Below are 11,579 nucleotides of genomic sequence, written 5' to 3'. Positions count from 1 at the left end.
ATCCCAGCGTCAGCGGCACGAAGAGGAAGTGATACAGAGCCGTCATCGCAAACTGAAGGCGCGACAGCTCCACAATACCAAAATCCATCCGTCTCTCTCCAACCTGATGCGCCGCCCTCCCGGGGGGAGGCGGCAGCTGCGGGCATCATGGTCAAAACGGCGCGACTTGCGCCCCTGCGCCTTGCCGCAGGTGGGCAAATTGTCCAAGGGGCGGGGAAAGGGGCGGGGCGCTCAGGGCGTCTTTGCCATCGCGGCCTTTGCCACCTCGGCCACGGGCCGGGGCGGCGGGGCGGGGGACCAGCCGAGGCCGAGGCTCTTGTTCAGGCCGATATAGGCGGTGGCGAGTTCCGTCCGGCCCTGGCTGAGGGCCAGGTCGATCTGCAATTGGGCGCGCTGGATGTCGAGCTGGTCGATCACCGAGAGCGTGCCGGCGCCGGTCATCTGTGCGGCAAGTTCGGTGGCCTTCGCGGCCTCGGTGCTGGCGGTGGCCAGTCGCGCGACCGAGGCGCGGCGCTTCTCGAAGGCCGAGAGCGATCCCTCGGCATCGGCAAGCGCGGCGAGCACCGTCTGGCGATAGCCCGCGAGCGCCTCGTCGCGGACGCCTGCCGCCTGCGCGAGCGCCGCATCCTTGCGGCCGAAATCGAGCGCGTTCCATTGCAGCACCGGGCCGACGGCCAGGCCGAGCCCGTCCGAGCGCAGCACCGCGCCGGGCGTGCCGCCGGCGGTCGAGACGAGGCCCATGAAGGTGATCTTCGGAAAGAAGCTGGCGGCGGTCTCGCCGATCGCGGCGCTCGAGGCGGCGAGCCTGCGTTCGGCCTCCCGGATGTCGGGGCGGCGGCGCAGCATGTCGGCGGGGTTGCCGATCGCCACCTTGCGCGGCGGGCGCGGCACGGCGCGGGGGCGGGCGAGCTCGGGGGCGAGCGCGGCGGGGGTGGTGCCGGTCAGCACCGCCAGCTGCGCCGTCAGCGCGTCGACCTGCGCCTCGATCAGCGGGATCTGCGCCTCGGTCGCGGCGGCATCGGCGCGCAGCCGGGCGATGTCGAGCGCATTCGTCACGCCCTGCGTCGCGGCGCCCTCGCTCAGCGTCAGCCCGCGCTGTTTCAGCGCGACAGAGCGGCGGGTGATGGCGAGCGCGTCCTGCGCGCCGCGCAGCGCGACATAGGCGCGCCCGACCTCGGCGGCGAGCTGCACCTGCGCATCGGCGAAGGTGGCCTCGGCGGCCTCGGCCTGAGCCCGGCCGCGTTCGGCCGCGCGGCGCTTGCCGCCCAGAAGGTCGGCCTCCCAACTCGCATCGAAGCCGGAGGCATAGACGTCGTTCTGCACATCCGAGGGCAGGGTCAGCGGCAGCCCGGGCACCAGCACGCTGCCCCCGGCCTCGCCGGTGCCGATCCGGGTGTCGAGCGCCCCGCCCAGCACCGCGCCCGCCGGGTTCAGGTTCGCCACCGCCCCGGCATAGGCCGCGCGCGACTGCGCGAGCCGGGCGCGGGCGACGTCGAGCGCGGGGCTGTCGGCGCGGGCGCGGGCGATCAGCCGGGTCAGCTCGGCATCGTTGAACCCCGTCCACCACTCGGCCGGCGGATTGGCCGGCACCGTTGCCGCCTGCCCGTGCTGGAACCGCGCGGCGAGGTTCGCCACGACCGGCGGGCCCTGATAGTCGGGGCCGAGGGGGGCGCAGGCGGCAAGGCAGAGGAGAAGCGGCAGGGAACGCATCGGGGGCACCTAATGGATCGCGAGGCCGGCGCCCTTCGGCAACGGCCGCAGCAGCACGGCAAGCGGAATGCAGACGAAAAGCAGCAGGGCGAAGACGTAGAAGAGGTCGTTGAAGGTCATCACCCGCGCCTGTTCGGTGATGACGCGGGCGGCCAACTGAAGCTTCAGTGCGAGCGCCTGCGGCGTGCCGCCATCGCCGTGCAGCAGCCCCTGCAATTGCGGCGAGCCGGCGGGGAGCGCCTCGGCCAGACGCTCGGCATGGAACGAGCCGCGGCGGTCCTGCAGGGTGGCGATCATCGACAGCCCGACCGAACCACCGAGGTTGCGCGCGGCGTTGAACAGGCCCGAGGCATCCTCGGCCTTCTCGGGCGGCACGGAACTGGCCGCGGCCTGATTGAGGAACAAAAGCGCGAAGCCCTGACCGAAGCCGCGCAGCACCTGCGACAGGGTGAAGTCATCGCCCGAGGATTGCGCGGTCAGCGTGATGTCGACCCAGCAGCCCCAGGCGAAGAGCGCCATCCCCCCGGCGACGGCAAGGCGCAGGTCGAGATGGCGCACGAGCCAGGGGAAGAACGGCATGATCATCATCGTCGGCACGCCCGAGATCAGCACGATCACCCCCGATTGCTGGGCGTTGTAGCCGGGCACCGCGGCCAGGAACTGCGGGATCAGGTAGAGCACGCCATAGAGCCCCGCGCCAAGGCTGAGGCTGAGCACGAAGACGCCGAAGAAGGCGCGCCCCTTCAGGATGCTGAGATCGATCACCGGCTCGGCTGCGCGTTTCTGCCCGATCAAGAGGGCAATCAGTCCGAGCACCGTGGCCGCGCTCAGCCCGCGGATCAGGGGCGAGTCGAACCACATGTCGCGCTGCCCTTCCTCGAGCACCACGGTCAGCGCGCCAAGCGCCAGCGACAGGCCGAAGATGCCCAGCCAGTCGGCGCGCCAGAAGGCGGCGGGATTGAGCCGTTCCTTGTGCAGGCCGAAGAACAGCAGCCCGACAAGGCCGACGCCGACCGGGATGTTCAGGAAGAAGGCGTAATGCCAGCTCACATGCTCGGTCAGCCAGCCGCCGAGCAGCGGCCCGACGACCGGGCCCAGCACCGCCGTCATGCCGAAGAGCGCGATGCCGATCGGCTGTTGCGCGGGTGGCAGCCGGGTCGAGACGATGGTGAGCGCGGTCGGGATCATCGCGCCGCCGAAAAAGCCCTGCCCGATGCGGCCGACGATCATCATCGTCAGCGACGACGACATCCCGCACATCACCGAGAAGGCGGTGAAGAGCACGGTCGAGAGCAGCAGGAAATCGCGGATGCCGAAGATGCGGCTGAACCAGCCGGTGAGCGGGATCATCACGATCTCGGCCACCAGATAGGCGGTCGAGACCCAGGTCGCCTCGGTCGGGCTGGCGCCGATCTCGCCCTGAATCACCGGCAGCGCGGCATTGGTGATCGAGATGTCGAGGGTGGCCATCAGCGCGCCGATGGTGCCCGCCGCGACCGACAGCCAGGCCTGCGCATCGGCCCGGGCCGGGGCGGCGGCCTGACCCGCGGCCAGGCTCATTCGGCGGCCCCGCCGCGGGTGTCGACCTTCGCCGTCACCGACAGGCCGGCCAGCAGCCGGTCCTGCACCGCCGGATCGGGGGTGATCGCGATCCGCACCGGCACGCGCTGCACGATCTTGGTGAAATTGCCGGTGGCGTTCTGCGCCGGCAGCAGCGCGAATTGCGCGCCGGTGCCGGGCGAGAGGCTTTCGATCCTGCCCGCGAGCGGATGGCCCGGCAGCGCGTCGACGTCGATCTCGACGCTCTGGCCCGGGCGCATCGCGCCGACCTGCGTCTCCTTGAAATTGGCGACGAGGTAGAGGTCTTCGGGGATCAGCGTCATCAGCTGCGTGCCGGCGCCCACAAGCGCGCCGGGCGTCACCGTGCGGTCGCCGACGATGCCGGCGAAGGGCGCGCGCACGACGGTGTTCTTCAGATCGAGCCGGGCCTTCTCGCGTGCGGCCTCGGCCTGGGCGATGGCGGCCTTCGCCTGGCCGATGGCGGCGGCGGCGGTGCGGGCGGCGGCCTCGGCCGAGGTGACCTGCGCGTCCGCCACCTGCAATTGCGCCGCGGCTTTGGCGCGCGCATTTGCCAGTTGCGACATCTGTTCGGCGGTGGCGGCGCCGGTCGCCGCAAGCGGGGTGTAACGGGCGATCTGGCTTTCGGCAAAGCCCGCATCGACCTCGGCCGCGGCGCGGCCGGCCTTCGCCTGGGCGATGGCGGCGGCGGCGCGGGCCGCCTCGGCCTCGGCGCGGTTCAGATCGGCCCCGGCCGCCGCGACCAGCGCCTCGGCCTGGGCAAGCTGGACCCGGTAATCGGCGTCGTCGATGCGCACGAGGGCCGCGTCCTTCGCGACCCGGGCATTGTGGGCGACCAGCACCTCGGCCACATAGCCGCCAAGTTTCGGCGCGACCGCCACCTTGTCGGCCTGCAGATAGGCGTCGTTCGTCTCTTCGATGAAACGGCCCTCGGTCCAGTAGCCGTATCCCCACCAGAGCGTGGCGGCGAGCGCGACAAGGGCCAGAAACGTCAGCTTGCCGCGATACTTGCGCCAGTCTTCGGTGGCGGGGGCGGTGTCGCTGTCGGTGCTGTCTTGCAAGGTCATCCCCGGGTCAATCCATCCCTTCGCTCCCGGCGCGGGGCCGAGAATACACCCTTGCGTAGCACGCAGGCCGATTGCTCGCCACGGTTTGATCGCCGCAGCACCGCAGTGCGGGCGGTGACGTAGGGTCGCGTGTCCCGGCGTTTCCGGCGCGACACGCGGTGCGCTGGACGGCGCGGGCCGCATGGGTGACAACAGGGGCAGTCGCCCTACACTTGCGGGGTCTGTTCTCGTGAAAGGTGCCGGATGCCTCCCCGCAATTCCCTGACGACCGGCCCGATCAACGCCGCGCTTCTGCTCTTCGCCCTGCCCACCCTCGGCTCCTCGGTGCTGCAATCCGCGAACGGCTCGATCGACGCGGTCTGGATCGGCCGGCTGCTGGGCGAGAACGCGCTTGCCGCCACGACGAACGGCAATCTGGTGATGTTCCTGCTCACCTCCTTCGTCTTCGGCTTCGGCATGGCGGCGACGATCCTGATCGGCCAGTCGATCGGGCGCGGCGACATCGAGGCCGCGCGCGAGGTGGTGGGCACGGCGCTTGGCACCTTCGTGCCGGTGGCGATGGCAGTCGCGGTGCTGGGCTGGATCTTCGCGCCCGACCTTCTGGCGCTTCTGGGCACTCCGGCCGAGACCGCGCCGCTCGCGCTCGATTTCCTGCGGGTGATCTTCGTCGCGATGCCGGCCATTCTGATGCAGACGATGCTGATGATGGCGCTGCGCGGCTCGGGCGACTCGCTGACGCCGCTGATCTTCATGGCGCTCGCCGTGGTGCTCGACATCGGGCTGAACCCGGTCTTCATCCTGGGCCTCGGCCCGATCCCGGCGATGGGGATCGGCGGTTCGGCCCTGGCGACGGCGGTCGCGAATGTCATCAGCCTCGCCGGCATGCTGACCTACATCTACGCGCGCGACCTGCCGTTGCGGTTGCGCGGCGCCGAGCTGCGCCTGTTGCGCCCGGACCTGACGGTGCTGAAGCTGCTGCTGGAAAAGGGCCTGCCGATCGGCGTGCAGATGATCGTCGTCTCCTCCTCGATGCTGACGATGCTGAGCCTGGTGAACGCGCATGGCGTCGACACCACCGCGGCTTTCGGCGCGACGCAGCAGCTGTGGACCTATGTGCAGATGCCGGCGATGGCGCTTGGCGCGGCGGTGAGCGCGATGGCGGCGCAGAACATCGGCGCCGGCCGCTGGGACCGGGTCAGCCGGATCACCCGCTCGGGTCTGCTGTTCAACTTCCTGCTGACCGGCACGCTGGTTGCGGTGCTGATGGCGGCCGACCGGCAGGCGATGGAGATCTTCCTCGGCACCGGCAGCCCGGCCATCCCGATCGGCCAGCACATCGGCCGCATCGCCACCTGGGGCTTCATCGCCTTCGGCTTCACCATGGTGCTGTTTGGCACGGTGCGGGCGAACGGGCAGGTGGTCTGGCCGCTGATCATCCTGTTCATCTCGATGTATCCGGTGCGGCTCGGCTTTGCCTTCGGCCTGTCGCGCTGGCTTGGCGCCGATGCGCTGTGGCTGTCCTTCCCGGCCTCGATGCTGTCGACGCTGCTGATGGCAAGCCTGCTTTACCTGCACGGTGGCTGGCGCAAGGCGCCGGTGATGGCCTTCGACGGCACCGCCGAGGCGCTGGCCGCAAGCACGGGCGAGGGGGCACCTCCCCCTCGCGACTGACCCTTTCCCTCCCCAACTGTCAGGAGATGTCGATGAAACTGAACGTGGTGATCTGCTCGACCCGCCCGGGCCGCAACGGCAAGCCGGTGGCGGACTGGTTCTTCGCCCATGCGGCGGCGAACAAGGGCGGCTTCGACGAGGTGGTGCTGACCGACCTTGCCGAGGTCAACCTGCCGCTGCTCGACGAGCCGAACCATCCGCGGATGAAGAAATACACGCAGGAGCACACCAAGCGCTGGAGCGCCATCGTCGAGGGCTCGGATGCCTTCGTCTTCGTGATCCCGGAATACAACTTCACCGCGCCGCCGGCCTTCGTGAACGCGGTCGATTACCTCTATTCCGAATGGGGCTACAAACCCGCGGGCTTCGTCAGCTATGGCGGGATCTCGGGCGGGCTGCGCTCGGTGCAGACGGCGAAGACGATGCTGACCACGCTGAAGGTGATGCCGGTGCCCGAGCAGGTGGTGATCCCGATGGTCTTCGGCCATCTCAAGGACGGGGTGTTCGAGGCCGAGAAGCCGCATCTCGACAGCGCCGATGCGATGGTGGCCGAGCTGGCGAAATGGGCTGCCGCGCTGAAGCCGCTGCGCTGAGCGCCAGGGGCGGCGGGGGCATTCCCTGCCGCCGTCCCGGTGACTGCCGCGGGCGGGAATTCCGGCGCCGATTTTCGCGTGCACGTTGCAGGGCCGGGGGGGCGATGCCTATATTGGCCCCAACCGCCTGTTGAGGCGACAGAATTGGACGAAACCCCATGGCAGAGACAAGCGTCAGAGACCCCTATGAAGTGCTCGGCGTGGCGAAGACGGCCACGGAAGCCGAGATCAAGAAAGCCTATCGCAAGCTCGCGAAGGAGCTGCACCCCGACCTGACCGGCGGCGACCCGAAGAAGGCCGACCGCTTCAAGGAGGTGTCGGCGGCCTACGACCTGCTGCGCGATGCCGAGAAGAAGCGCCGCTATGACGCGGGCGAGATCGACGCGAGCGGGCAGGAAAAGCCGCAGCGGCAATATTACCGCTCCTATGCGGAACACGACCCGTCGCAGCGCTATGAATTCGAGGGCGGCTTCGACGACCTCGGCGACATCTTCTCGCGCGCCTTCCGTGCGCAGGGTGGCGCGGGGCGGGGCTTCGGCGGTGCCGGCGGAGGGTTCGAGCAGATGAAGATGCGCGGTCAGGACCTGCATTTCCACCTCGAGGTCGGCTTCCTCGACACGGTCACCGGCGCGAAGAAGACGGTGACCCTGCCCGAGGTCGGCCGCGTCGAGCTGACGATCCCGGCGGGGATCGAGGACGGCCAGAGCCTGCGTCTTGCCGGCCGCGGCGGGCCCGGCGCGAACGGCGGGCCGGCGGGCGATGCGCTGGTGCGGATCTCGGTCGCGCCCGATCCGGTCTTCAGCCGTGACGGCGACGACGTGGTGATGGAGCTGCCGATCTCGATCGACGAGGCGGTGCTGGGCGGGCCGGTCGAAGTGCCGGTGCCGGGCGGGCGCGTCAAGCTGAAGGTGCCGGCGAATTCAAGCTCGGGCCGGGTGATGCGGCTGCGCGGCAAAGGCGTGCAGCGCGCCCATGGCACACCGGGCGATCTGCGCATCACGCTGAAGATCGTGCTGCCCGAGGACGAGGACGCGGCGCTCGCCGAGGCGGTCAAGGCCTGGCGGGCGAAGCATCACTATGACCCGCGCGCCGGATGGAAGGGAGAGCGCTGATGATGACCGAAGCCGAACTCCTCGACCGGATCGGGCGGCTCAGCGCCGAACGCCTGACCCTGTGCGTCACCCGGTCCTGGGTGCGGCCGCGCCTGTCCGAGGCCGGCCCCGCCTATGACGAGACCGACCTTGCGCGGCTGCGCCTGATCGTCGAGCTGACCGAGGACATGGAGGTCAACGACGAGGCGGTGCCGCTGATCCTCGGCCTGATCGACGAGGTCAGCGCGCTGCGCCGGCGGATCCGCGCCCTCGATGCCGCGCTGGGCGCCGAGGGGCCTGCGGTCTGCGACGCGGTGATTGCGCGGCTGCGCGCGCTGCACGGCGACGGGGTGGCATGAGCCGCGGCCCGGGCAGGGCGGGCGGATGAACGGCGAGGCCCTCGCCTTTCTGGTCACGGCGGCGCTGCTGGCCCTGCACGGCTCGGCTTTCCTGCTCGCTTTCCGGGCAATGCGCTTTGCCCGCACGCCGCAGGGCGCGGTGGGCTGGACGGTGTTTCTGCTGGCGCTGCCCTATGTCGGCGTGCCGGCCTATCTGATCTTCGGCGATTTCCGCTATCCGGCAATGATCCGCGCCCGCCAGCTGTCGGAACTGGTCGCCCGCGTGGCCGAGGCGCCGCAGGCCGCACCGCCGCCGCCCGTGCTTGCCCCCGAGACGCAGGGCATCCGCGCCGGTTTCGAGGCGATCGCCGGGCGCGCCGCCGCCTCGGGCAACCGCGTCGCGCTGCTGACCGATGGCGCCGAGGTGTTCGAGACCCTCTTTGCCGCGATCCGCGCCGCGCGCCGCTATGTGCTGATCGAGACCTACATCCTGCGCGACGACGGCCTTGGCCGGGCGCTGCAGGAGGCGCTGATCGCCAAGGCGCGCGAGGGGGTGCGGGTCTGCGTGCTTTACGATCCCTTCGGCAGCTATGGGCTGCACCGCAGCTATGTCGCGCGGATGCGCGAGGCGGGGGTCGAGATCACCAACTTCCACGCCCGCCACCCGCCGCGCGCCCTTGCGCCGCTGCGGGTGAATTTCCGCAATCACCGCAAGATCGCGGTGATCGACGGCGAGGTGGCCTTCACCGGCGGCTACAACATCGGCGACGAATATGTCGGCCGCAACCCGCGGCTTGGCCCTTGGCGCGACACGATGGTGCGGATCGAGGGCGGTGCGGTGGCGCAGCTGCAGCTCCACTTCGCCGAGGACTGGCACTGGGCGACCGGCGAGCTGCCGGCGCTCGACTGGACCCCGCGCGATGTGCCCGAGGGCATTCAGGCGCTGGTGCTCGCCTCGGGCCCCTCGGATGCGCAGGAGACCGGCACGCTCTATTTCGCGCAGGCGATCACCGCGGCCCGCAAGAGGTTGTGGATCGCCTCGCCCTATTTCACCCCGGATACCGGGCTGCGCCAGGCGTTGCGGCTGGCCGCGCTGCGCGGTGTCGACGTGCGGGTGCTGATGGCGGGGCGGCGCGACCATTGGCTGGTCTGGCTGGCGGGCTTCGCCTTTCTCGAGGAGATGCGCGGCTCGGGCGTGCGGGTGCACCGCTATGACGCTGGCTTCATGCACCAGAAGGTGGTGCTGATCGATGACGAGATTGCCGCGATCGGCAGCCACAACCTCGACAGCCGGTCCTGCCGGCTGAATTTCGAGGCGAGCGCCGTGGTCTTCGATCCGGCCACGGCCGGGCAGGTGGCGCGGATGCTGGAGCGCGACTTCGAGGCGGCGCCGCTGTGGCAGGGGCCGCTCGCCGGTGCGCCGCTCTTCGTGCGGCTGGCCGCCCCGGTCGCCCGGCTTTTCGCGCCGATCCTGTGATCTCAGGCGGTGACGCGGGCCCAGATCTCGCGGATCTGGTCGGGCAGCGACATCGGGTCGAAGGGCTTCAGGATCACCTCGGCCGCGCCGATCTCGCGCAGCCGGTCGAAATCGGCACGCGAGGCCTTGGCGGTGACGAAGATGATCGGCACCGCCTCGTAGCCCGGGATCTCGCGCAGGCGGTGGAAGGTTTCCTCGCCATCCATGTCGGGCATCATCACGTCGAGAAGGATCAGATCGGGCTTGAGCGAGGGCGCGGCGTCAAGTGCGGGCTGGCCGCCCTCGAACTGGTTCACCGAGAAGCCGCCGACGAGTTCGAGCGACATCCGCGCAATCTGCCGGATATCGGCGTCGTCCTCGATATGCATGATCTCGCGCAGATCTGCCATGCCCCAGCGTCTCCCCATTCCATTCGATCACACGCCGTGCGGCGCGCGTCTGAAAACCAATAACCATGTTAAGCCGGTTCCGCGGCGGAAGGCAATCGCCGCCGCCGCGGAACCGGCGCAGCTCAGCCGGCGCGGCGATGGTCCCAGGCCGGGAAGGGGTCGGCCAGATCGACCCAGGCCTCGGGCAGGAAGAACTCGGTCGGCAGCAGCGCCGCATCCAGTGCCGCGGTGATCGCCGCCCGGTCGAGCCCGGCGCCGATGAACACCAGTTCCTGACGCCGGTCGCCCCAGGGCTCGACCCAGTTCCGGGCAATCTCGGCACGGGCTTCGGGATGGGCGGGGCGGCGGTCGCGCGGGACGGCGGCCCACCACTGGCCAAGCGGGCGCACGGTCGCCGCGGCCCCGGCGAGCGAGAACTCCGCCGCCCAGTCCGGCCGCGTCGCCACCCAGAAATGCCCCTTCGCGCGGATGACGCCGGGCAGATCGCCGGTCAGCACCGCGTGGATGCGGCCCGGGTCGAAGGGCAGGCGGGCGCGGTAGACGAAAGAGGAAATGCCGTATTCCTCGGTCTCGGGCACGTGTTCGGCAAAGCCGTATAGCTCCTTCGCCCAGAGCGGATGCTCGGAGGCGGTGTCGAAATCGAAGCGCCCGGTGTTCAGGATCTCGTCGGGCGCGACGACGCTGAAATCCGTCTCGATCAGCTTCGCATCGGGGTTCAGCGCCTTGACGATCTTGCGCGCCGCCTCGCGCCGCGCGGGGCCGGCGTCACCGACCTTGTTCAGCACCACGACATCGGCAAACTCGATCTGGTCGGTCAGCAGGTCGACCAGCGTGCGCGTGTCGCCCTCGCCCAGGCTTTCGCCGCGGTCGGAGAGGAAATCGGCGCTGGAAAAGTCGCGCGTCAGGTTGATCGCATCGACCACCGTCACCATCGTGTCGAGCCGCGCGATGTCGGAGAGGCTGGCGCCCGCGTCGTCGCGGAAGTCGAAGGTGGCGGCGACGGGCAAGGGCTCGGCGATGCCGGTGCCCTCGATCAGCAGGTAATCGAAGCGGCCCTCTTCGGCCAGCTTGCGCACGCCCTGCAACAGGTCGTCGCGCAAGGTGCAGCAGATGCAACCGTTCGTCATCTCGACCAGCTTCTCCTCGGCGCGGTCGAGCGTGGTGCCGTCGCGCACCAGATCGGCGTCGATGTTCACCTCGGACATGTCGTTGACGATGACCGCCACGCGCCGGCCCTCGCGGTTGTTCAGCACGTGGTTCAGAAGCGTGGTCTTGCCGGCACCGAGGAAGCCCGAAAGCACGGTGACGGGAAGGCGGGTGTCGCTGGGGCGGGTCATGGGGGCCTCATGAGCGTTATGATATAACGTAACTACATCGTGCCAGCGGAAGACGCAATCCTGCCCTTGTGGGCCGGGGCGCATTCCCGCGGCGCGCCCCTTTGCAAGGTGATGAAACTCGCGGCATTCTCGGGGAGCATGGGCGCACTTGCCCGCCCGGCCCTCGCCATCCGCGGGCGCGGCCCCTAGAGAGAAGGCGGAAACGGACGTGCCGCGGCGCGTCCCCGAACGGCACGAGGCGGTGATGGGATATCAGGCAGTTGCGCGCGGCGAGCGGTTCCGTTTCGGCACGCTTGCCGCGGTGATGGCGGCGGCAACGCCGGAGCGG

Annotated in this window: 11 protein-coding genes; 5 read left to right on the top strand and 6 right to left on the bottom strand. The window is 69.9% G+C overall.

Features of this window, described 5'->3' with window-relative positions:
* The 4 genes from DYS74_RS18095 to DYS74_RS18080 form a co-directional block, all read right to left on the bottom strand.
* The coding region (locus DYS74_RS18095; protein ID WP_147435532.1) for a cytochrome ubiquinol oxidase subunit I at positions 1 to 88 on the bottom strand (88 nt) is incomplete at its 3' end.
* Positions 89 to 231: 143 nt separating this feature from the next.
* Complete coding sequence (locus DYS74_RS18090) at positions 232 to 1,710, bottom strand: efflux transporter outer membrane subunit (protein ID WP_121535026.1); 1,479 nt, start codon at positions 1,708 to 1,710, stop codon at positions 232 to 234.
* A 9-nt stretch (positions 1,711 to 1,719) separates the two neighbouring features.
* A complete protein-coding gene (locus tag DYS74_RS18085) occupies positions 1,720 to 3,270 on the bottom strand; it encodes a DHA2 family efflux MFS transporter permease subunit (protein ID WP_121535025.1) in 1,551 nt (516 codons plus the stop codon).
* Complete coding sequence (locus DYS74_RS18080; RefSeq protein ID WP_183077589.1) at positions 3,267 to 4,355, bottom strand: HlyD family secretion protein; 1,089 nt, start codon at positions 4,353 to 4,355, stop codon at positions 3,267 to 3,269. Before DYS74_RS18080 ends, DYS74_RS18085 begins: the two co-directional genes overlap by 4 nt.
* 243 nt (positions 4,356 to 4,598) lie before the next feature.
* Between DYS74_RS18080 and DYS74_RS18075 the strand changes: the two genes are divergently transcribed.
* The 5 genes from DYS74_RS18075 (at position 4,599) to cls (ending at position 9,525) form a co-directional block, all read left to right on the top strand.
* On the top strand, positions 4,599 to 6,026 hold the full coding sequence (locus DYS74_RS18075; protein ID WP_121535023.1) for an MATE family efflux transporter: 1,428 nt from the start codon (positions 4,599 to 4,601) through the stop codon (positions 6,024 to 6,026).
* 32 nt (positions 6,027 to 6,058) lie between these two features.
* Positions 6,059 to 6,619 carry an NADPH-dependent FMN reductase gene (locus DYS74_RS18070; protein WP_245965335.1) on the top strand — a complete coding sequence of 187 codons (561 nt, stop codon included), beginning with the start codon at positions 6,059 to 6,061 and terminating at the stop codon, positions 6,617 to 6,619.
* 158 nt (positions 6,620 to 6,777) lie between these two features.
* A complete protein-coding gene (locus DYS74_RS18065) occupies positions 6,778 to 7,731 on the top strand; it encodes a DnaJ C-terminal domain-containing protein (RefSeq protein WP_121535021.1) in 954 nt (317 codons plus the stop codon).
* Entirely contained in the window at positions 7,731 to 8,069 is a 339-nt protein-coding gene (locus DYS74_RS18060; RefSeq protein ID WP_183077588.1) for a chaperone modulator CbpM, read from the top strand. The genes DYS74_RS18065 and DYS74_RS18060 overlap by 1 nt, the downstream gene beginning before the upstream one ends.
* 25 nt (positions 8,070 to 8,094) lie before the next feature.
* A complete protein-coding gene (gene cls / locus DYS74_RS18055; RefSeq protein ID WP_121535019.1) occupies positions 8,095 to 9,525 on the top strand; it encodes a cardiolipin synthase in 1,431 nt (476 codons plus the stop codon).
* A 2-nt stretch (positions 9,526 to 9,527) separates the two neighbouring features.
* On the opposite strand, the gene DYS74_RS18050 is transcribed toward cls, so the two are convergent.
* Positions 9,528 to 9,914 (bottom strand): response regulator, encoded by a 387-nt coding sequence (locus DYS74_RS18050; protein ID WP_121535018.1) that lies wholly within the window; start codon positions 9,912 to 9,914, stop codon positions 9,528 to 9,530.
* 122 nt (positions 9,915 to 10,036) lie between these two features.
* The gene (locus DYS74_RS18045) at positions 10,037 to 11,251 is read right to left on the bottom strand and encodes a GTP-binding protein (RefSeq protein ID WP_121535017.1); all 1,215 of its coding nucleotides are present in this window, start codon (positions 11,249 to 11,251) and stop codon (positions 10,037 to 10,039) included.
* Positions 11,252 to 11,579 lie beyond the last annotated feature (328 nt).

Source organism: Paenirhodobacter hankyongi, from assembly GCF_003664585.1.
GTDB classification, from domain to species: domain Bacteria; phylum Pseudomonadota; class Alphaproteobacteria; order Rhodobacterales; family Rhodobacteraceae; genus Rhodobacter; species Rhodobacter hankyongi.
This window is presented reverse-complemented; position numbering and strand designations above follow the sequence as displayed.